The sequence below is a fragment of the Alteromonas macleodii genome, from assembly GCF_903772925.1.
Classification (GTDB): domain Bacteria; phylum Pseudomonadota; class Gammaproteobacteria; order Enterobacterales; family Alteromonadaceae; genus Alteromonas; species Alteromonas macleodii_A.
In genome coordinates this window covers 4,569,282-4,591,385 of the sequence record NZ_LR812090.1, presented here as the reverse complement: position 1 = coordinate 4,591,385, position 22,104 = coordinate 4,569,282, and the positions used below count along the sequence as shown (strand labels likewise).

Below are 22,104 nucleotides of genomic sequence, written 5' to 3'. Positions count from 1 at the left end.
CGGGATTTATCGCCAATACTCACCGAGCTAAGTCATTGATTACCCTGCTCGGCAACGAAGGTTAGATGCTAATAATGATCGTTGTAAAATACAGGTAGCTGCCAATGCCAGCGCATGGCGCCTAATCTAAACAATACGGTGGTTGCAAGAGCTGCAATACCGCACCATTGGGTAGCAAGGTTAAATTCAAGTGCGATGCCATATACAATACCGCCAGCGATACAGGTCATCGCATAAAGCTCGCCGTTTAGTACCAGCGGTACTTCGCGGCAGATGACGTCGCGTAACAACCCTCCAAACACACCAGTAATAGTGCCCATTGCTACCGCCACTGCCATGCCTGTGTCGTTGGCTAAGGCTTTCTCTATGCCTACTACATTAAAAAGTGCTAGCCCAAAAGCATCGGCAATTAACAGGTAGTGAAAAGGGAAGCGTGGGCTAATTCGCAGCCAAACAATGGGTATAAAGGCGGCAATTAGCGTGGTGTACAAGTAATCGGTATCGGCAATCCAAAACACGGGTACATCTAGCATCACATCTCGCAATGTACCTCCGCCAATGGCTGTAGCACTGGCAAGCACTACCACGCCAAATCCATCCATGCGTTTTTGATAAGCCATAAGGGTGCCTGAAATTGCACACACAGCAACGCCTGCTAGGTTTAACCAGTGAAACCAATCGAACATGCTTATTACCCTTTTACTACTCTTAAGAACTCGCTATTTCTACCGCAAAAAACTTGATCAAACCGTGTGTTTCATGCTATTTCTTTGCGCAATACCAATTCGCGGTTTATCGCGTATTGCGTGTAGGGGAATGCCATAACCCCTAACGAACAACATTTCATTTTTATAATGTCAACGGAATACGGCATTGTAAGTCAAAGATATCATATAAAACAAAGCGCTACTGATCTGTAAGCAGTAAGGCTTTGTCGCCCTTCGCTTAAACGACCTAAGATGATTTAATACATCATCAGTATGACATGCAATTTTGAGTAAAACAGCGCGTATTGGAAAACAAGCCAAAGCATTACTGGTTTACCACTGTTTTTAAGTTTCACACAAAGGTCTAGCATTAAACCCTAGCACCTAAAATTAACGGGAAGGATTTATGCCCAAGTTACGTTCTGCAACTACCACACAAGGTAGAAATATGGCCGGCGCTCGTGCGCTATGGCGTGCAACCGGAATGAAAGATTCTGATTTCGGCAAGCCTATTATTGCTATTGCTAACTCATTTACGCAGTTTGTACCTGGGCACGTTCACCTCAAAGACCTCGGTCAGCTAGTAGCGCGCAGCGTGGAAGAAGCCGGTGGTGTCGCCAAAGAATTCAATACTATAGCGGTAGATGACGGTATCGCAATGGGGCACAGCGGCATGCTGTATAGTCTTCCGTCTCGTGAAATCATTGCTGATGCAGTGGAGTACATGGTGAACGCACATTGCGCGGATGCCATTGTTTGTATTTCTAACTGCGACAAGATCACCCCGGGAATGTTAATGGCGTCTATGCGTTTGAACGTGCCCGTTATATTCGTATCTGGCGGCCCAATGGAAGCGGGTAAAACCAAGCTTTCAGACCAGCTGATTAAGCTTGATTTGGTTGACGCCATGGTAGCGGCTGCTGATGATAAAGTGAGCGATGCCGACACTGACGAAATTGAGCGCTCTGCTTGCCCTACTTGTGGGTCGTGTTCAGGTATGTTTACTGCAAACTCAATGAACTGCTTAACTGAAGCGTTAGGTCTATCACTTCCGGGCAATGGCTCTATGCTCGCCACTCACGCCGACCGTGAAGGTTTGTTTAAGCAAGCCGGTAAGCAAATTGTAGAGCTTTGTAAGCGCTACTACGGCGATGATGATGAAAGCGTATTGCCGCGGAACATTGCTAACTTTAAAGCGTTTGAAAACGCCATGAGCCTAGACATCGCCATGGGTGGTTCGACCAATACCATTCTGCACTTGCTAGCGGCAGCGATGGAAGGTGAAGTGCCTTTCACTATGGATGATATCGACCGCTTGTCTCGCAAAGTGCCTCACTTGTGTAAGGTGGCGCCTTCTACCCCTAAATATCATATGGAAGACGTTCACCGTGCCGGCGGCGTACTGGGTATTTTGAACGAGTTGAACAAGGCAGGCTTACTAAATACCGATGTGAATCACGTCTTAGGCAAGCAGCTTACTGAGGTTATCAGCGAGTGGGACATAACCAACCCAGAGAACAAAGACGCTATCACCTTCTATCGCGCGGGCCCTGCGGGTATTCGTACGACAAAAGCCTTTAGCCAAGATTGTCGCTGGGATGAGGCCGATGCCGACCGTGAAAATGGTTGCATTCGCTCTATCGAGAATGCATTTAGTCAAGAAGGTGGCTTAGCGGTGTTATACGGCAATTTGGCCGAAGATGGCTGTATTGTTAAAACCGCAGGTGTGGATGAGTCCATCCTAAAGTTTAACGGTACCGCGCGTATCTACGAGAGCCAAGATGATGCAGTGGCAGGCATATTGGGCGATGAAGTAAAAGCCGGTGACGTCGTGTTTATTCGCTATGAAGGCCCTCGCGGTGGTCCAGGTATGCAAGAAATGCTGTACCCAACGTCGTACTTGAAATCGAAGGGCCTAGGTAAGCACTGCGCGCTAGTAACCGACGGGCGTTTCAGTGGTGGTACAAGTGGCTTGTCTATCGGTCACTGTTCACCAGAGGCTGCCAGCGGTGGCGGCATTGGCGTAGTTGAAGACGGCGATAAGATTGAAATAGATATCCCTAACCGAAGCATCAACATCGTTATTTCTGATGAAGCACTTGCCGAGCGCCGCGCAAAAATGGAAGCAAGCGATAAGCCTTGGAAACCGAAAGATCGTGTACGCGAAGTGTCTACATCACTTAAGACCTTTGCCGCGCTGGCAACCAGTGCCGACAAAGGTGCAGTGCGCGATGTCAGTAAGTTGGAAGACTTGTAATGGAAAACGAGCACGTTAGCGACCACGAGTATCTGAAAAAGATATTACTCGCTCCCGTTTACGATGTGGCGGTGGCCAGTGAACTGTCTTATATGTCTTTGCTTTCAGCGGAGCTTGGCAACGAGATCTTTTTGAAACGAGAAGATCAGCAGCCAGTAAAAAGCTTTAAGCTGCGCGGTGCCTACAACCGTATTTGTTCGTTAAGTGAAGCACAGCTTCAAGCTGGCGTTATTGGCGCATCAGCGGGTAATCATGCCCAGGGCTTAGCATACAGTGCAAAAATGAAGGGCATTCAAGCAACTATCGTAATGCCCGAAACCACCCCTGACATTAAAGTGGACGCTGTACGTCGCTTCGGTGGTGATAACGTAAATGTAGTCTTGCATGGCACCAGCTTCGACCAGGCAAGCAACCATGCCAAAGATTTGTGTGATACCCACGGGTATACCTTTGTTCCGCCCTTCGATAACCCCGATGTAATCGCCGGACAAGGTACTGTTGCACGAGAACTGTTAGAGCAAAACCCAAACCTGGATATTTTGTTTATTGCTGTTGGCGGTGGCGGTCTAGCCGCAGGCATTGCGGTGTACTTAAAGCAACTCAAACCCAGTATTAAGATTGTAGCCGTTGAGTCAGAAGAGTCGGCCTGTTTCATTAAAGCAAAAGCGCAAGGCGAGCCTACTGAGTTGGAAAGCGTAGGTATTTTTGCCGATGGCGTGGCTGTGAAAGTAATGGGGCAAGAAACTTTTCGCCTGTGTAACCGCTTAGTTGATGAAACTATTACGGTTAGCAATGATGAGATTTGCGGGGCTATAAAAGATATTTTCGATGATACTCGCGTTATCGCCGAGCCTGCTGGTGCATTATCGGTAGCGGCAATTCGCAAATATGCCAAGCAACATGACCTTAAAGGTAAAAAGCTAGGCGGTATTTTATGTGGCGCAAACATCAACTTTCATACCCTGCGCTATGTGTCTGAACGCTGTGAATTAGGTGAGCAGAAAGAAGCCGTTTTTGCCGTTAAAATTCCTGAAACTAAAGGCGCGTTTAAACAGTTTTGTGAATGCGTAGGGGCAAAAGCGATTACTGAATTCAACTATCGCTATGCAAGTGAGAGCGAAGCGCATATTTTTGTTGGGGTTAAGCTAAAGGGCGGTCAACAAGAATTTGCGTCCCTTCAAAGTGACCTTGAAAGTAAAGGATATGACTGCGTTAACCTAACTGATAACGAGTTAGCAAAGCTTCATGTTCGGCATATGGTAGGAGGCCGCCCGCCGACCATTTTAAACGAGCAGGTGTTCAGCTTTGAATTTCCGGAGCGCCCAGGTGCACTACTAAACTTCTTAAATACATTGGGCGAGCAGTGGAACATTACTTTATTCCACTATCGTAACCACGGAGCTGCGGAAGGCTTGGTATTGGTTGGTTTTGACATTGCGCCAGAAAGCAGGGATGACTTTAACCAGCATGTAGCTGAATTAGGCTATAAGGTAGAAGAAGTAACGGATAACCCTGCGTATCGCTTTTTTCTGTCGCAACCAGCATAACGTTTTGCCGGCTATGCACAGCAGCCTTTGATAGCTATACATTCAAAAGCGAAACTTAGCTCGTTTTAAACCTTTTTTCGCTTTGTATTGCTTCACGTTAAGCGCAGGTTTACCGAGGAGCGATACAAAGCGGCACTATTTCAACTTTACTATATCAGCCTCTATGGAAGTCTGGCTGAGTACCTATCGAAATATAGTTTTAAGTTAACAATACGCTCAATAAAAAACCCATGCGGATGCATGGGTTTTTTTACGCCTTTAACAAAGCGATAGTCTTTGTTGCTTACAACGCTAATTTGCCGAGTTAAGCGCAACATTTTCCAAATGCTGAATCATCTCAGGCCATATCAGCGCCATCACGTCAGCCCGCAAGGCTTCACACTCTTCCGAGTATTTTAAGCTGCCGTCTTTTTCTGAATCTAACCAATGGTTATCTTTCAGCGCGCCGATAAAGCTAGACAATACGTTCTTATCGTAAAACTCAGGAGAGCTTAAGCCATAAAGGGCTGATAAGCGCTCAGCGACTTGTTTACTTTCTCGCTCTAATGCACTGCGGCTAATCACCTTTTCTTTATCAAGAATCGTCAGCACTACGGCATAACGCTGCAATGTTTCTTGCATACAGCGGCTTAATAACCAAGCAGAATGGAACTGCTTGCAGTGTGCATCTGGTGGTAAAAGCTCACCGTCTTTTTGGCGCAGCAGTCCGTTGTCTAACATCGCCGTGATTAGCGCATCAGTATGCGCAAGCGCTTCATCTTGCGTTAGATGTAAAAACAGTTCTTTTTGCAGCAAAGGATAAAGTGCTGCAATCAGTTGGAAAATACTGTTCTTGGTTGCGCCCTTCTTAGCGAAGATAGACGCCATGATAAGACCTGGTATGGCGAACAAGTGCAAAATATTGTTGCGATAGTAGGTCAGGTATACAGCAGATTTAGGCTGAGGGCTGATCAAACGACCGTAATCGTCTTCTTTAACATCAAAACGACCTAACTTTAATGTATCCCGAAGCAATTCTTGTGCTGATGAATCTGGAATAGTGGCGTCATCACTAAAGGGCACTGTTTTAAACAAGTTCATGAAGTCATCCATGGCTTGTTTAAGCTCAACCTCACTCATAGTCTGCCTTTTAGAAGACAGTAGACATAGCGAAGCTAATGCCATGCCGTTAAGTGCCGCAGCGCGATTGATACGCGTCATGACGTTGTTAGCTAATTCATTAACGGCAGGCGTTAACCAAGCAGGCTTCTTCTCTGGTTCGGCATCGCGACAGTCGCGCCAATTCGGGACATGACTTTCAAGGAACTGATTAAGAGCGATAGGCTCACCAAAGTTCACATACCCATGCCCGTAATTCTTAAGTTTACGAATGGCTGAAAACACCTGAAGATTAGACTCTTTTTTCTTCTTTGACCCTTTAAGTTCGTTCAGGTAGCTCTTCACTTCCATCACGTTTTCATAGCCAATGTAGACAGGAACAATACTAACTGGGCGGTTAACGCCTTTAAGCATGGCTTGAATTGTCATGGCCAGCATACCGGTTTTCGGCGGTATTAAACGGCCCGTGCGGCTGCGTCCACCCTCAGGGTAGTACTTTACAGAATAGCCTTTGTTAAACAGCAGCTCTAAATATTCCCTGAACACTGCCGTGTAAAGCTTGTTGCCTGCAAAACTCCGGCGAAGGAAGAAAGCCCCTCCTCGGCGGAATACTTTTCCTACGGGCCAAAAGTTAAGATTGATACCTGCTGCAATGTGAGGCGTTACCATACCTTCGTGATAAATCACGTAGGTTAATAACAGATAGTCCATGTGACTGCGGTGGCAAGGTACATAAATAATTTCGTGCCCGTTAGCTGCCAACTCGCGAATGCGATCTGCGTGGCCTACGCTAATACCGTTATAAATTTTGTTCCATATACGAGTTAGCAGTCTGTCGCCAAAGCGGATAAGCCCTTCACGATAATCTGCAGCAATTTCGGTGATATAGCTTTGAGCCCGCTCCTTGGCCTTTTCGTGAGTGACCTTTTTGCTTCTTGATTCTTCCGCGATCGCACGGCGTACTGCATCCGAACCCAATACACTGTTGTTGAGTTCTTGTCGCTCTAGCAGAGTAGGGCCCGTCATACTTTGACGCTTACGTTGAAAGTGAGTACTTGCTACGCGTACAAGCTTATGGGCGATGCTCTGATCACTACCGTGTTGATTTGACATGGCCCGCGCTGAAACAGCTTTAGAATAATTAATAAAGTTATCTCTGCCTAAAAACAGCACGATGAAAAGTTTACGTAGCCAGCTCGGTGCAGCCTTATCAGCTATTAAATCGCTTAAGCCCGGATTACCACGGCCTGGGGCTCGACCCCAGGTTACATAAACAGGAACTACCTGTAAGTCGAGGTTTTCGTGATCTCTGTGCAAATGAAAAAGGTCAGTGAAAACGTCTTCAATTCCCGTATCTTTGGCTGATGAGCGAAAAAGAGGTTGGGTTTTACGTAAAAATAGAGTAGACGAATACTCTCTACCTGCCAGTGTAAGTGTGTCTGTTGGGCTAGGAAGGCCTAGGTATTTGGTCGACATTCTCAGCGCAAGCTGGTCGGTCACTGAGTTTGTGGGAAGTAGATAAACAATAGGCTTGCTCTTATCTATTCCTAATTCGGTTTCAACGTTAACTGGAATACTGTGAGCTTTAACCAGTAACTTAACAGGATAATGAAATACCGACAAAAGGGCTTTTCGCATCCACGACATGAATTATGTAATCCTATGAAATAAAAACGGGTGAAGTGTAACACAATCGCGTCACAATCTCGCGACGAGCCAATGTTATTGATTTGCCTGTTTTACAGACTCCCTACCTAGCGGTAAGTTCAAGATGTTCAAAAGTATCTGTGTATTTAAGCGTTTTTTAGAGTAAACCTCACTTACCCTTTGAGCAATGCAACATTAGCAGTATTTAAATTGCTATAAGTGGTGACTATTACTATTTTTATAAAGATTAACGAATATGAGCATGTTGTAGTGGATGATCAAAACCGATTGAAGACGATTGATGACTTTTTGCTCAGCAATGAGGTGCCGTTGGATCTTGACGATCTTATGATGGTGTTAGCAGGGGCATATAAGGTGCCTATCGCGCTAATAGGAATTGTTGGTGAATTTGAAGAAACATTCAAAGCGCGATATGGAACTACTCTTTCTAAAGTAAGCCGTGAGCATGCTTTTTGTAGTCATGTGGTAGAAGAGCGCAAACAAGTTGTTGTTAACAATGCACATGAAGACCCCAGATTTAAAGATAATCCGTTAGTAACGGGAGAGCCGCACATCTGCTTTTATGCAGGAACTCCCATTGAAATTAATGATGAGATTATCGGAGCTGTATGTCTTATTGATACTGTTCCTCGAGAAATCGATGCCCAATACCTTGAAGTGCTGAATAGAATTGGTGCGCTTGTTAGCCAGCATATTTCTCTATCAAAGGAACATGAGGCACTTAAGCGCGAACACGGTTTAATTGAAAAGTCCCCTATAGTGTTGGCCACTTGGAGAAATACTACGTCGTTACGGCTAGTTCATATTTCTCAAAATAGTGAGCGTGTATTGGGTATATCGGCACAAGACTTACTATGCGGCGCTGTAGAGCTTGGCGATGTTCTAACTCAAGACGCTGAAAGCGACTTTACTTTTGCTATGCAGGCGCATATGGAAGGTGTGGAAACCCATTCATGCCGCCTTCAAATAGCCACCCCTACGCGAACTATTTGGGTGAGCATGATTTCTACGGCAAGCTTTCGTGAAGACGGGATGCTGTATTCAGTGCAAGCATTTCTTTTCGATACCAGCGATCAAAAATATGTTGAAGACAAACTTCACAAAACGAACCAGCGCATGCGCCTGCTATTGGAAGCCTCTGAATTAGGTACGTGGGACTGGAATTTGGCCGCTGATGTAAACCAAGTAAATAAACGTTGGTGTGATATCGTCGGCCTTGAATATGAGTATTATGATACCAGCTCTCGCTTTTTCAGGCAGTTAATTCACCCTGCGGACTATGTAAAAGTAGAAAAGCAGTTAAATGAACACATTATTGGTGAGAGCAAGGTTTTCAATACTACCTTTCGCATGAAACATACTAACGGCACGTGGGTTTGGGTTGAAACCTATGGAAAAACTGTGGAATTTAACGCTGCGGGTAAGGCTATTCGCGTTGCTGGTATTCATCGCGACATTACCCAGAGAATGGAAAGCGAACTTCATGAGAAAAAGAAAACCCAGCTACTTCAATTTATAAATAAAACCCGTGCCTCTTATCTTCAGAACAACGATTTAACCATGGCCTGCCAAACAGTATTGCCTGAGCTCATTGATATCTCGGATAGTCAGTTTGCTTTCATTGGGCAAATGAAAGGCGAAGGCGATGCCTCGAAGCTGTTTATTCATGCCATTTCTGAAATAGTGTGGGACAGCAGCAGCTTCTCGCAATACAACGAGTACAAAAAGCGGAACTTGTATTTCGATAACTTTGATAACCTTTTTGGTACCACAATTTTAACCGGTGAGGTAACGTTAAGTAATGCCTCAGGAAGTCATCCAAGCTCAAAAGGGGTACCGCAAGGGCACCCCCGCATTAGTCGTTTTTTAGGGCTACCGATTAAGGTTAAAGATAGAGTAGTGGGCATGATTGGTTTAGCCAATAAATTCGAGCCCTACGCCTTAGATGATGCAGAGTTTTTACAACCTTTATTAGACGCATTAGCAGGTCTTTTCTACGCGGTAGAGCTGGAAGAAGCGCGTGCGATAGCTGAAGAGAAGTTGCGAAAGCTGGCTATGACTGATTCGCTAACTGGGCTGTACAATCGGCGAGCTTTTGTTGATAAATGCCATCAACTCTCTGCACAAAGCAATAGAGTGAGCGTAGCGGTAATAGATATAGACCACTTTAAAAAAGTTAACGATACTTATGGGCATGATGCAGGGGACCAAGCCCTAATTTCAGTAGCCCACCTCATAGAAGAATATTATGTGGAGCCCGATATTGTTTCACGTCTTGGTGGAGAAGAGTTTGCGATAGTAGCAATTTCAGACAACAAAAAAGACGAAGAAATGCGATTTAACAAACTTCGAGAGGCTGTTGAAAAAACAGAAGTTAAATACAAGAAAGACACGATATCTGTAACAATAAGTATTGGCGCCGTTTTTGCTGAGGATAGCTTGAATCTTGACTTTAGTGGGTTACTTTCTAAAGCTGATAAACTGCTATATACGGCGAAAAAGAATGGCCGAAATCAAGTTATTCTAGAGTGATGGGAACTTAGGGCAACGCTAGAAAACACGTTTTTTACAGCCCTAAGCCCTCCAACTTTTATATACTAGGTGCTAGTCCCATACAGCTTGCATAATATGTTGTTGTTGCTGGCCAGTCAGAAAACACACCCAGTACGCCCACATCTTTTGCTAGTACATCAAGCACAGTCATAACGTCACCATCGTTATCGATTGAGCTATCAGTGCCCAAAGAACCATTAACGCTTTGGTAATACCAACCCCCACCTGTATTCAGCAATCCAGAGCGCTCTAGAGACCATGTAATAATATCAAGCCCTGCTTCTTTCGCCGCAATCGCGTATGGGGAAGGCACTATCTTTTCATTTTCAACCGTCAATAAGACCCAAATTGGTGGAGCAATTATTTGTACCCCATCTGCAACAAGTTGTTCCATAGTTGGAGTTAACAGTTCGGGATTATTAACTAATTGCTCAGCGGTGACGCCATCTTCGCCATCTGCGCTTTGGGCGCCATATCTATCGTCTAGATACACCGCTTGATTGCCGAAAGCTGGTTCATTCTCAATCCAGTATTTCACATCTGCTAAGTTAAATGACTGCGGCCAGACATTTTCTGGTTCAATGCCTGCTGCTTTGTATTCATCTATCATCTTTTGAGCATATTGTTGCTGTGTGAAACCATCAAAAGGCATTTGAACAGATGGCGTTTTAAGCTCTGGTGTCATTTTCACATTTAACTTTTTGAACAGTTCTATACTTTCTGCGTGTGTTAACAGGGTACCTTTTGATGAATATAAGTCTGTGCGCCAGTTTGCTGTACCATCTAAATACTCATCTACATTGGTTGCATTTGGGTTCGCTGCGTCCATTTTACCTTTTAGCGTTTTGAATTCTGCGAGTGTTATATCGCTGGTGCAGCACTGCGCTTGGGCGGCAATGCCATTTTCAGGGTCGGCCGGTGTAAAGGGTACAGAGCAATTATCAGCCAAATCGGTAGAGAGTATATTCGTTGTAGTATGCAAGTCACACTGCGAATGCCTGCACACTAAAGCTTTATCTTTAGTAAATGTAACGTCACACTCTACTATCCCTGCGCCAAGTTTTGCCGCTGATTCGTAGGCTTCTTTCGTGTGCTCCGGGAACTGCAGTGACGCTCCACGGTGCCCAATTGAAAAATCTGTTTTATAAAACGGGCCTTCACTACATTGTTGTAGTGCAGTCTTTAGCTCTCCATCATCCATATCCTCTACAAGAAAAGATGGGCGCGCCCCTATCTGTATATTCGGGGCCTCTCCAGCCGGTACTTGAACGATAACAGGAACTTCAACTGTTTCGACCACGGTTACTGTGTTTTCGACAACTACCTGTTTTTCTAGCTCAACGACTTCTACAGAGTCGTCATCACACGCTGCTAAGCTTAGAGTGACGACTAATACCGTAAGTATTTTTTTAATTAGTTTCATAAATTTTCCATTGTAATTAATGAATTAAGTTTTATTTGTAGGGTAATTAACATCTGCCCAAAATTACGCTAAGCGTTGAGCGTGTCAGTTTCGTGATAATGGGGTTACGAATCGGCTACATTTTTTATAGGAAATAAAGAATGTTAAAGGCACCTCGAGCTTTTCTCACAAGGCTTACTACTTGTTATTTGTTTTTAGGTGTATATACTTACAGGAACTGTATGAACAGACAGGTCTTTTATGCGCCCACTCACAGCTCGACAAACTGAAGTTTTAGAACTTATTAAAACAACCATGCTAGAAACGGGAATGCCGCCTACGCGTGCGGAAATTGCTCGTCAACTTGGTTTTCGTTCTGCCAACGCAGCAGAAGAACATTTGAAGGCATTGGCGCGTAAGGGCGTAATTGAAATTTTGCCTGGTACCTCTCGTGGTATTAAGCTCAATATCCCCCTTGAGGACACTGCACCAGAAGAAGAAGGCCTGCCCCTAATCGGGCGCGTGGCGGCTGGTGAGCCAATTTTGGCGCAAGAGCATGTAGAATCGCACTACAAGGTCGACCCTGCTTTGTTTCAGCCTCAGGCAGACTTTTTACTTCGTGTAAACGGCATGAGTATGAAGGACATCGGTATCTTGGATGGCGATCTTCTTGCTGTGCATCGCACGACTGATGTCCACAACGGTCAGGTAGTTGTAGCGCGGGTGGATGAAGACGTTACGGTTAAGCGTTTAGAAAAGCGCGGTCGTGAAGTATTACTTCATGCTGAAAACGAAGAGTTTTCGCCAATTAAAGTAGACCTTGCTAATGAGCCTTTTGCTATAGAAGGTATTGCCGTGGGTGTTATAAGAAACGCCGACTGGATGTAAGGTTTTAGCATCTTCAATCAAAAGCGGCGTATTAGCCGCTTTTTTTATGTCTTTTAGTACCAAATTTTAGTTAAATTTCTTAGTTTAGCGTTTATTGGTATGTTTCAAAATTATGAAATCTGGCATCACCGTTGTATGAAAGATATGCGCTATTTGGCCCGAGTATAGAGTGGCTAAAGCACATTTATTATTTGAAAATTTGTTTGAAAAACACGAGAAGCGATGTGTTAATTGTTGATTTTGTGACTAAATAAAGCTTCATCCTCATCAGCTCCCCGTTCAAAATGCGCGTTTGATCTTTTAAGCGCCGTCAGCACGCCTTATACCCACTCTACCAAAATTGTAACGCAACCCTGCTACATGAAATGATTAAAAATTAACCTCTTCATTAAATTTTTAATAGAAAAGACTAGACGGCACGGCATTATTGCGCAATTCTTATACAGAGGTTAACAAAATAATAACAGTGGCTCTAAATTTGTTTTACAAGTTGAGGTGATGGGTCAATCGTTCGCAAACCATTTGGTAGGGCAGTGCGCAAAATAATCAGCGTTTTTGGTCTTGCTATTACGGAGGTGCTGAGTGAAACAACTAACGACCGTTTTCGCAAAGTGGTGTTCAACAATACCGTTTTTGCTTTTTTCCCCGTTACTTCTTGCGCAAGAAGTTAGTGAAGAAGTCTCTTCTCTTAATTTAAGACGCGGTGCCACCGACATCAGCGGGCAGGTTTATGATCTGCATATGCTGATGTTCTTTATATGCGTAGGGATTGCGGTAGTCGTCTTTGGGGTGATGTTTGCCTCAATGTATCTTCATCGGAAGTCTCGTGGCGCTAAGCCCGCTAACTTTCACGAAAATGTGAAGGTTGAAATAGCATGGACCGTTGTTCCTTTTCTTATTCTAATTTTTATGGCTGTGCCGGCGGCGAACACGCTTATTGCAATGGAAGACACGTCTGAGCCTGACATGACAGTGTTAGTCACGGGCTCTCAGTGGAAATGGCACTACAAGTACATGGACAGCGACGTGGAATTTTACTCACTGCTTGCAACTCAGCGTGAGCAAATAGAGAACAAATTTCAAAAAACCGACAATTACTTGCTTGAAGTTGACCGTCCGTTAGTCATTCCAACTGGGAAAAAAGTACGTTTTCTTATTACCTCTGACGACGTTATCCATTCGTGGTGGGTTCCAGATTTTGCCGTTAAAAAAGATGCAAACCCAGGCTTTATTAACGAGTCATGGGCCAAGGTCAATGAGCCGGGCATTTATCGCGGGCAGTGCGCAGAACTTTGCGGAAAAGACCATGGCTACATGCCAGTAGTGGTTATCGCTAAAGAGCCAGCAGAATTTGATAAATGGATGGGCGAACAAGAAGAAATTGTTCGCAAAGCCAAAGAAGAAGAGCAACGCCTACTTTCTATGAATATGTCCATGGATGAATTGATGAAAGAAGGCGAGCGCGTTTACAACGCCACGTGTGCAGCGTGCCATATGCCAAATGGTGAGGGTTTACCAGGTGTATTTCCAGCACTTAAAGGCAGCAAGATGGCGTTAGAAGATCAGCAAGGTCACATCGACATTGTCCTACATGGTAAGGCGGGTACAGCTATGCAGGCGTTTAGCAAAATGCTGAGCCTTAAAGAAATTGCTGCGGTTGTCACTTACGAGCGCAATGCGTGGGGCAATAACACTGGCGATATGGTTCAAGCCAAAGACGTTAATGCAGTGGCAAACGGAAACTAGGAGCAGACAAATGAGCAAAGCAACTGAAGTTATTTCGCCAGATACCTCTGCGCCTCATGTTGGCCAAGTGCATGGCGATCACCTACATGATGACCATGAGCATCACGACCATATTCCTAAAGGAATAACGCGCTGGCTGTTTACCACTAACCATAAAGACATAGGCACACTGTATCTGTGGTTTGCCTTCATAATGTTTTTGGTTGGCGGCGCAATGGCCATGGTTATTCGCGCTGAACTATTCCAACCTGGCCTTCAAATTGTTGAGCCTAACTTTTTTAACCAAATGACCACTGTGCACGGGCTTATCATGGTATTTGGTGCCGTGATGCCAGCCTTTACAGGGCTCGCGAACTGGCTTATTCCAATGATGATTGGCGCCCCAGATATGGCATTGCCGCGCATGAATAACTGGAGCTTTTGGATTTTACCCGGCGCCTTTTTGATTCTGCTTAGCTCGCTATTTATGGAAGGTGGTGGCCCTGCCTTTGGTTGGACTTTCTATGCGCCGCTCTCAACAACCTATAGTGGCGATTCAACCGCGCTGTTCGTGTTCTCTGTTCACATTATGGGTATCTCATCCATTATGGGTGCGATTAACGTGATAGTGACTATTTTCAATATGCGTGCGCCAGGCATGACTTGGATGAAAATGCCGCTATTCGTGTGGACGTGGCTTATCACTGCATTTTTGCTTATTGCCGTTATGCCAGTACTCGCCGGTGCAGTGACCATGGTATTAACAGACAAGTTCTTCGGAACCAGTTTCTTTGATGCCGCAGGTGGTGGCGACCCAGTTATGTTCCAGCACATTTTCTGGTTCTTCGGGCACCCCGAGGTCTACATTATGATTTTGCCCGCTTTCGGCATTATCTCGCAAATTGTACCTACCTTTTCTAGAAAGCAGCTATTTGGTTATGCCTCTATGGTGTACGCCACGGCGTCTATCGCTCTACTTTCTTTTGTAGTGTGGGCTCATCATATGTTTACCACGGGCATGCCGGTGTACATGGAAATGTTCTTTATGTTTGCCACCATGCTTATCTCTGTGCCCACTGGGGTTAAGGTGTTTAACTGGGTAGCGACAATGTGGCGTGGTTCACTAAGCTTTGAAATGCCAATGATGTTCGCTATTGCCTTCATTGTTCTGTTTACCATCGGTGGGCTATCAGGACTAATGCTGGCGATAACACCCGTGGATTTCCAATATCACGATACCTATTTTGTAGTGGCTCACTTTCACTATGTTCTGGTAACTGGGGCGGTCTTTTCAATAATGGCGGCCGTTTATTACTGGCTGCCTAAATGGACAGGCAAAATGTACGACACTACTTTGGCTAAATGGCATTTCTGGTGCTCTTTAGTATCGGTAAATGTGTTGTTCTTCCCTATGCACTTTGTTGGTTTAGCGGGTATGCCACGTCGTATTCCTGACTATGCATTACAGTTCGCTGATTTCAATAAATGGATAAGCTTGGGGGGCTTCGCTTTCGGTTTATCTCAGCTTATCTTCCTTGCCCTGCTTATTAAAGCGTGTAAAAAGCAAGGTGAAGCGGTATCGGCGCAAGTTTGGGATGGCGCTGAAGGGTTGGAGTGGGAAATTCCATCCCCTGCTCCTTATCACACGTTTGAAACGCCGCCTGTCGTGAAGTAACGATAGGTGGGGTTTGTGAATTAGCCATTCTTGTAAAGCGCTAGGCAGTAACGGTAAGGATGGTATTCACATATTGCTGACGGTGAAGTAGGTAAGCGGCTATACAAGCGTTTACCAAGCTTCACTTTTGAAGTTACCCGGAGGTTGCGTGATGTCACAGCAAAGTGCAAATAACAAAATGGTTATCAAGCTTGTTGCTATTGTCATTGGCATGTTTGGCTTTGGCTTCGCCTTGGTTCCTTTGTATGACGTATTTTGTGACGTAGCGGGCATTAATGGCAAAACCGAGAACACGGCAGCCGTCTACCAATCAGTTGAGATTGATGAATCGCGAGAAGTGACCGTAGAGTTTATTACTCGTACAAATACCGGTATGCCGTGGGAGTTTCGCGCCGAAACTAAGCGTGTGAAAGTGCACCCTGGCGAGCTAAACACGGTATCGTTTTATGTGAGAAATCCTGCATCAAGTAATATCGTCGCTCAAGCCATTCCCTCTGTATCCCCCGGCACAGCAGCGCTCTATCTGAATAAAACGGAATGCTTCTGCTTCAATCAGCAGCCACTTGATGCGGGGAGTGAGGCCTATATGCCTATGCAGTTCTACGTCGACCCACAGCTTCCTGAAGATATAACCTTTTTTACCTTGCAGTACACACTCTATGACGTCACAGCGCGAGCCAGTGACCTAACGACAACACCGAATCCCTTTATGGCTTCAACACCATCAACTGGCGAATAAGCAGAAGGGATAAGGAGAAGAAAATGCAAACCGAAGTACAGAATCACGAATACCAAAAATACTATGTACCCGCGCAAAGCCCATGGCCCATTGTAGGGGCCGTTGCTCTATTTCTTATCGCCGTAGGTGCAGGAAACTATGTGGTGCAGGCAACCAAAGGCGAAACCGGCTATGGCGGTCATATCCTTTTAGCGGGAATAGCCGTATTGCTGGTTATGCTAGTGGGCTGGTTTAAAAACCAAATTGATGAGTCTATGGCTGGGCTTTACAGCGACCAGCTAGGCCGTTCGTACCGCCAAGGCATGAGCTGGTTTATCTTTTCAGAGGTGATGTTTTTCGCTGCGTTTTTCGGTGCGCTCTACTACGCACGGTTTATCTCGGTTCCATGGCTTGGTGGTGCATCGAATAACGCTATGACCAATGAAGTTCTGTGGCCGACTTTTGAGGCCATGTGGCCGCTGGTATCAACGCCAGGAGGCATTACTACGCAAGAAATGAGCGCTGCTGGGCTACCGACTATTAATACAATTATCCTGCTTATCTCATCTATTACACTGCACTTCGCCCATGTGGGTCTAGAGCAAAACAAACGCAAGCAGTTAACGCTAATGCTGGGCATTACCATTTTACTTGGGTGTGGGTTCCTGTTTTTACAGGTGGAAGAATATATACATGCTTATCGCGACCTAGGTCTTACTCTGCAGTCGGGCATTTACGGCAACACCTTCTTTATGCTGACCGGGTTTCACGGCATGCATGTGACCCTTGGCACCATCATTCTTATTGTATTGTTTTTTAGAGTGTTGAAGGGGCATTTCACACCGGAAAACCATTTCGCTTTTCAGGCGGGAAGCTGGTATTGGCACTTTGTAGATGTGGTGTGGGTCATGCTCTACATCTTTGTTTACGTGCTCTAAAAATAACGCCCCAAACTTAATAAGGTCTTGGGTTTGGGGTAATTAAACCAGTACCAATAGCGATAAGAATGATAACGACGATGATGGCAGAAGTGAGCACACGTCGACCAATATATTTACTCATTGGCCCCTTAGATGTGTCGTTTTTTATCATAATGCGCATCGCCATGAACAGATTAACAATCATGTACAGTACCAAAGCAACAAGGACTATTTTTATCAACATACTCACCTCTGTTTTTATTCTCATTTTGCAGGGTGCGAGATAATCATGCTTTTTCGCACTCGCTACGTTATTCCTTGGTTACTCACGGGTTTTAGTGTGGCGATTATGTGCGGGCTAGGTTACTGGCAACTTGATCGCATGGTCCAAAAGCAACAACGTTTAGCTAGCATAGCGCAAAAGCAAAGTAATGGAACCTTGAGTTTAGAAGAGGCACTGAACCACACCGATCCAAGAGATATCACCGTTTCTTTCAGTGGTTCCTTAGATGCAAATCACCTATTGCTTTTAGACAACCAGATTTACAATCAACGGGTAGGGTTTGACGTGATAGCGCCGGTATATACCAATGCCGGATGGCTTTTAGTGAACTTTGGCTGGGTGCCCGCACCAGATTTAACTCGCACCTTGCCGGATATAAGCTTTACGAGCGAAATTCGCGATTTTACCGGTGTCATCAGTGTACCGGGTAATAACCCTTTAATTAAAGAAACCAACATGGCCTTGGCGCAAAGCCCCGCACTTATACAACACATCGAATTCCCCGAATTAAACGACGCCTTAGAGCGAAATTTTTTACCTTTTATTCTTCAACTTACTACGCCAGATCCTGCGTTTATTCGTGAACATCAGGCCGTTGTAATGTCTCCCGAAAAGCACCTGGGTTATGCCGTTCAGTGGTTCGGTTTAGCCATTGCCGCTGCGGCGATAGGTGGTTTTGCAATAAATAAGAAAGGACGTAGTTATGAGTAATGCAGCTTCGAAAAAAACGTTAATTATCATGGTAGCTGTGTTTGTTTTGCCTGTCGTTATGGCGAAGCTTGCACTTGATAACGATTGGTTTACCAAAGGCGCTACTAATAAAGGTCAGCTGCTTGCGCCAACAATCGACATGAGCGCACTTTTGAAAGATGCAGAGCCTAAGTGGCGTTTACTTTATGTCATGCCGAATGAGTGCGATGCAGTGTGCGAAAACGCACTTTTTAGCATTAACCAGGTATGGCTTGCTTTAGGTAAAGAGTCTGATCGCGCCCAAGCGGTAGTCGTTACAAGTGATTCAAGTGATCAAGTAGCGATAGCAGCCTTAGCCGACTATCCCTTTGTAGAAACCTTGCCTGTTACCACGCCAACTGCCCTTGCCTCTAGCAGCGTTTATATCGTCGATACCCAAAATAACGCCATGCTCTTTTACGAAATCAAAGACGATAGGAAAGACGCGGTGATGGAAAGCCGCAACATGCTGGCGGATATGAGAAAGCTATTAAAGCTATCACGCATAGGATAAACGCTATGAAAAAGTTAACCCTATTCAGTATATTTTTAGCGGCTGTTGTTATTATTCTAGGTGCCTATACCCGTTTGACCGATGCCGGGTTAGGCTGCCCCGATTGGCCGGGGTGCTACGGTAATTTAACCGTGCCTTTGAGTGAGGAAAAGGTGTCGCAAGCCAACGCTGCTTTTCCTGAACGTCCAGTTGAAGCATTTAAGGCGTGGAATGAAATGATTCACCGCTATTTTGCTGGAGCGCTGGGACTGTGTGTACTGGCTATTGCCATTATTGCTGTTCGGCAGCGCGACAAAGGCACGCCTGTTAAATTACCTCTGTTACTGCTGGTGCTTATTATTTTCCAAGCAGCCCTTGGTATGTGGACAGTGACGCTCAACCTCCTTCCCGTTGTCGTAATGGGGCATTTGTTAGGAGGCTTCTCCGTAATATCCTGCCTATTTATTCTCTATCTTCGCTTGCGCAATACCGCAGGCGGTGCACCGAAAACTAAACAAGCGCCCATAGCGTCAGCTATGCATGATCAGGGCATTACCGACCTACCTCAAGCCAAAATCTTTCAGCGAAACCTTAAACTTTTCGCCCTTGTTGGACTTGGTGTGCTTGTTACACAGGTTGCACTTGGTGGATGGACTTCTGCCAATTATGCTGCGTTAGCCTGTACGGAAATGCCGGTTTGTGAAAGCGGATGGCAGGACAGAATCGATATTGCAGGTGCATTCAGCGTACCTGACGCAGACAACTATGAATTTGGCGCTCACGATTACGGCGAGCGGGTCACTATGCATATCGTTCACAGGTTTGGCGCAGTGGTTACGTTTTTATACTTGTTAGCACTTGGTATAAACGTCTTAGTTAGCCGTTACGCCACAAATAAACAAAAGTATGTGAGCGCATTTATGTTGGTAGCACTGTGTACTCAAGTTGCTCTGGGGCTTAGTAACATTATCTTTATGCTGCCACTGGCTGTCGCCGTCATGCATAACGCAGTAGCAGCCGTACTGCTACTATCCTTGCTAAACCTTATTTTTACCGTTTTCCGAATTCTGGAAAACGATCAGGTTTTCGATTCAGAAAAGCAAAGTAAAGCGCCATTCTCGGTGTCTGAACCGCTGCAAGGCGCCTATAGAAAACAGCAGGCTTTTAGAAACCAGCAAGCTCGTAATACATCACTACACGAATCTGAATACGCATCTTTACGCGGCTCTTTTCAAGATCCTTTGAGCGGGTCTACGTCCTCGCACATTCTCCCTAAAGCTCCAGGAGGTTTCCATGGCTAAATCGGTCTCTTTACTTGCACGTACTACCCGCCACCACGATATAGTAACGTGGCGCGACTATTACGAAATGACTAAGCCAAACGTGGTTATGTTACTGTTGTTAACTGCGCTGGTGGGAATGTGTTTAGCTACGCCTACATGGGTAAATGCAACGGTACTCATCTGCGGCTTATTGGGTATTGGTATGTTATCGGCCTCTGCAGCAGTCATTAATCACGTTGTCGACCATAAGATAGACAGCATCATGGCACGTACGTTTAACCGGCCTGTCGCGAAAGGCAAAGTCAGTGTGAACAACGCTCTGTGGTTTGCCGGTATCTTAGGTGTGGTAGGGTTCGTGGTGTTGGCGTTATTTGTAAATATGTTAACCGCGTGGCTGACCCTAGCGAGCTTAGTCGGGTACGCGTTCATCTATACCATGTATTTAAAACGCGCTACGCCTCAAAATATTGTGATAGGTGGTTTGGCGGGTGCCGCGCCGCCACTTTTAGGCTGGACGGCGGTAACCGGGGAAATACATGCCCATGCACTACTTTTGGTACTAATTATCTTTACTTGGACCCCTCCCCATTTTTGGGCCCTCGCCATCCATAGAGAAAAAGACTATGCCAAAGCGAAGGTGCCTATGCTGCCGGTAACACATGGTGTTTCATTTACGAAAACTTCAGTATTGTTATATACAGTGTTACTAGGGCTTGTGTGCTTGCTTCCCTACCTTACAGGTATGAGCGACCTCATTTATTTAATTGGCTCAAGCGTGCTTAATATTGGATTTTTATATTATGCATTAAAGCTAAAATTTGATGCACAGTCTCAAACGGCAATGAAAACTTTTAGGTTCTCTATCATTCATCTCATGGTATTGTTCGTAGTATTACTCCTAGATCATTACATTCCATTGAGTTTATGAACCAACGAACTATTGTCGGTCTTGTTGCATTTTTAGCGTTATGTGCGGGCATTGTCGGGGCGCTTTACATAGCGCCTCCAAGTGTTGAAAGTCAGCCTGAATACTTTCAAACTTATCCTGAGCCAAGGGCATTATCACCTTTTAAACTAACGTCACATGAAGGTGACGTATTCGATAATTCCTCGCTTAAAGGCCAATGGAGCTTAGTATTTGTGGGCTATACATTTTGCCCAGATATCTGTCCCACTACCATGGCCGAGTTAAACGGAATATACTCTGAACTAAAAGCGTTAAATACTGTCGAACCAATTCGAGTTGTATTTGTATCCGTTGATCCGAATCGCGATTCAATAGAAAGACTTTCAGAGTATGTGAGCTATTTTAATGAGGAGTTCATCGCTGTTACCGGAGAGCACAAAGCGCTATTCCCGTTCGTACGTAATTTAGGGATGATGTATGCTATTGCTGAAAGTACCGATAACCCCAACTATTTAGTTGATCACAGTGCATCTGTTGTACTTGTCGACCCTGAGGCTAGGGTGATAGGAAGATTCAAACCAAAAAGAGAGCCAGGAAAGCTATCGATAAGTGATTCTCAGCAAATATTGGCAGATATGCCGATAATTACCTCGAAGCAGTAGTATGGAAATAGAAATTAGGCAAGGTGTGGCATCTGATGCCGCGCAAACTACGCCGCTCATATTGAACGCGGCGCAGTCATTATTAACGTCTATTTTTGGACATAATAAGAATAAAACAGCCGATGGTTACCTTGCTCATGCTTGGGAACTCGGCGGCGGTCAGTATGGCTTCAACAATCATTGGGTGGCATGCAGTGGTGACGAAGTGCTAGGCGTGGTAACTGCTTGGCATAGCAAACTGGGTGCTGCATTTGATAGAGCAACTCTAGACAGCATAACGTCATATTTTACGCTTGATGAAGCTATGACAGTACTCATGCGTAACCAAACAGTAGCGGTAAACCTTACACCCCCCACCAATACAGAGCTTATGATTGGTCATCTTTCAGTAGAAGAGAGTGCACGCCGTACGGGGGTAGGCTCAATGCTGGTAGATACAATGCACGCACGAGCGGAAAAATTGAAAAAACGTAAACTTGTGCTTGATGTTGAAGTGTCGAACGTGTCGGCTATTCGTTTTTACCAACACCACGGGTTTGAAGAAGAGTCGATAAATAAAGGCTTTATAAGATTCGCCCGTAACGTTTAG

The 22,104-nt window shown here is 45.1% G+C and carries 18 protein-coding genes; 14 read left to right on the top strand and 4 right to left on the bottom strand.

Features of this window, described 5'->3' with window-relative positions; all coding sequences use genetic code 11:
* Positions 1-68: 68 nt before the first annotated feature.
* Entirely contained in the window at positions 69-686 is a 618-nt protein-coding gene (locus tag PCAR9_RS19675) for a trimeric intracellular cation channel family protein (RefSeq protein ID WP_179985053.1), read from the bottom strand.
* Positions 687-1,113: 427 nt separating this feature from the next.
* Between PCAR9_RS19675 and ilvD the strand changes: the two genes are divergently transcribed.
* Positions 1,114-2,964 (top strand): dihydroxy-acid dehydratase, encoded by a 1,851-nt coding sequence (ilvD, locus tag PCAR9_RS19670; protein WP_179985052.1) that lies wholly within the window; start codon positions 1,114-1,116, stop codon positions 2,962-2,964.
* Positions 2,964-4,511 carry a threonine ammonia-lyase, biosynthetic gene (gene ilvA, locus PCAR9_RS19665; protein ID WP_179985051.1) on the top strand — a complete coding sequence of 516 codons (1,548 nt, stop codon included), beginning with the start codon at positions 2,964-2,966 and terminating at the stop codon, positions 4,509-4,511. The genes ilvD and ilvA overlap by 1 nt, the downstream gene beginning before the upstream one ends.
* A gap of 291 nt (positions 4,512-4,802) precedes the next feature.
* Here the strand turns inward: ilvA and plsB are convergent, their stop codons facing one another.
* On the bottom strand, positions 4,803-7,256 hold the full coding sequence (plsB, locus tag PCAR9_RS19660; protein ID WP_179985050.1) for a glycerol-3-phosphate 1-O-acyltransferase PlsB: 2,454 nt from the start codon (positions 7,254-7,256) through the stop codon (positions 4,803-4,805).
* Positions 7,257-7,526: 270 nt separating this feature from the next.
* Between plsB and PCAR9_RS19655 the strand changes: the two genes are divergently transcribed.
* The gene (locus PCAR9_RS19655) at positions 7,527-9,809 is read left to right on the top strand and encodes a sensor domain-containing diguanylate cyclase (RefSeq protein ID WP_179985049.1); all 2,283 of its coding nucleotides are present in this window, start codon (positions 7,527-7,529) and stop codon (positions 9,807-9,809) included.
* Between the two features lie 58 nt (positions 9,810-9,867).
* On the opposite strand, the gene PCAR9_RS19650 is transcribed toward PCAR9_RS19655, so the two are convergent.
* Positions 9,868-11,253 carry a glycerophosphodiester phosphodiesterase family protein gene (locus PCAR9_RS19650; RefSeq protein ID WP_179985048.1) on the bottom strand — a complete coding sequence of 462 codons (1,386 nt, stop codon included), beginning with the start codon at positions 11,251-11,253 and terminating at the stop codon, positions 9,868-9,870.
* A gap of 240 nt (positions 11,254-11,493) precedes the next feature.
* Here PCAR9_RS19650 and lexA point away from each other — a divergent pair, with 240 nt between their 5' ends.
* The 5 genes from lexA to PCAR9_RS19625 all read left to right on the top strand — a co-directional run bounded on the left by lexA (position 11,494) and on the right by PCAR9_RS19625 (position 17,176).
* Complete coding sequence (lexA, locus tag PCAR9_RS19645; RefSeq protein ID WP_179985047.1) at positions 11,494-12,120, top strand: transcriptional repressor LexA; 627 nt, start codon at positions 11,494-11,496, stop codon at positions 12,118-12,120.
* A 582-nt stretch (positions 12,121-12,702) separates the two neighbouring features.
* Positions 12,703-13,866 carry a cytochrome c oxidase subunit II gene (gene coxB, locus PCAR9_RS19640; protein ID WP_179985046.1) on the top strand — a complete coding sequence of 388 codons (1,164 nt, stop codon included), beginning with the start codon at positions 12,703-12,705 and terminating at the stop codon, positions 13,864-13,866.
* Between the two features lie 10 nt (positions 13,867-13,876).
* Positions 13,877-15,520 carry a cytochrome c oxidase subunit I gene (ctaD, locus tag PCAR9_RS19635; RefSeq protein ID WP_179985045.1) on the top strand — a complete coding sequence of 548 codons (1,644 nt, stop codon included), beginning with the start codon at positions 13,877-13,879 and terminating at the stop codon, positions 15,518-15,520.
* Between the two features lie 151 nt (positions 15,521-15,671).
* On the top strand, positions 15,672-16,259 hold the full coding sequence (locus PCAR9_RS19630; protein ID WP_179985293.1) for a cytochrome c oxidase assembly protein: 588 nt from the start codon (positions 15,672-15,674) through the stop codon (positions 16,257-16,259).
* Positions 16,260-16,282: 23 nt separating this feature from the next.
* Positions 16,283-17,176, top strand: a complete 894-nt coding sequence (locus tag PCAR9_RS19625) for a cytochrome c oxidase subunit 3 (RefSeq protein WP_118491159.1) — start codon at positions 16,283-16,285, stop codon at positions 17,174-17,176.
* Positions 17,177-17,192: 16 nt separating this feature from the next.
* Here the strand turns inward: PCAR9_RS19625 and PCAR9_RS19620 are convergent, their stop codons facing one another.
* The gene (locus PCAR9_RS19620) at positions 17,193-17,402 is read right to left on the bottom strand and encodes a DUF2909 domain-containing protein (protein ID WP_118495343.1); all 210 of its coding nucleotides are present in this window, start codon (positions 17,400-17,402) and stop codon (positions 17,193-17,195) included.
* Between the two features lie 45 nt (positions 17,403-17,447).
* Between PCAR9_RS19620 and PCAR9_RS19615 the strand changes: the two genes are divergently transcribed.
* From PCAR9_RS19615 to PCAR9_RS19590, 6 genes are read left to right on the top strand one after another with little or no spacing between them, the layout of a single operon-like run.
* Positions 17,448-18,152, top strand: coding sequence for an SURF1 family protein (locus PCAR9_RS19615; RefSeq protein ID WP_179985044.1), 705 nt, complete (start codon positions 17,448-17,450; stop codon positions 18,150-18,152).
* Positions 18,145-18,684, top strand: coding sequence for a redox-active disulfide-containing membrane protein (locus tag PCAR9_RS19610; protein ID WP_179985043.1), 540 nt, complete (start codon positions 18,145-18,147; stop codon positions 18,682-18,684). Before PCAR9_RS19615 ends, PCAR9_RS19610 begins: the two co-directional genes overlap by 8 nt.
* A 5-nt stretch (positions 18,685-18,689) precedes the next feature.
* Positions 18,690-19,964 carry a COX15/CtaA family protein gene (locus tag PCAR9_RS19605; RefSeq protein WP_179985042.1) on the top strand — a complete coding sequence of 425 codons (1,275 nt, stop codon included), beginning with the start codon at positions 18,690-18,692 and terminating at the stop codon, positions 19,962-19,964.
* Positions 19,957-20,874, top strand: coding sequence for a heme o synthase (cyoE, locus tag PCAR9_RS19600; protein ID WP_179985041.1), 918 nt, complete (start codon positions 19,957-19,959; stop codon positions 20,872-20,874). The genes PCAR9_RS19605 and cyoE overlap by 8 nt, the downstream gene beginning before the upstream one ends.
* Positions 20,871-21,515, top strand: a complete 645-nt coding sequence (locus PCAR9_RS19595; protein ID WP_179985040.1) for an SCO family protein — start codon at positions 20,871-20,873, stop codon at positions 21,513-21,515. Before cyoE ends, PCAR9_RS19595 begins: the two co-directional genes overlap by 4 nt.
* Position 21,516: 1 nt before the next feature.
* Positions 21,517-22,104 carry a GNAT family N-acetyltransferase gene (locus tag PCAR9_RS19590; RefSeq protein ID WP_179985039.1) on the top strand — a complete coding sequence of 196 codons (588 nt, stop codon included), beginning with the start codon at positions 21,517-21,519 and terminating at the stop codon, positions 22,102-22,104.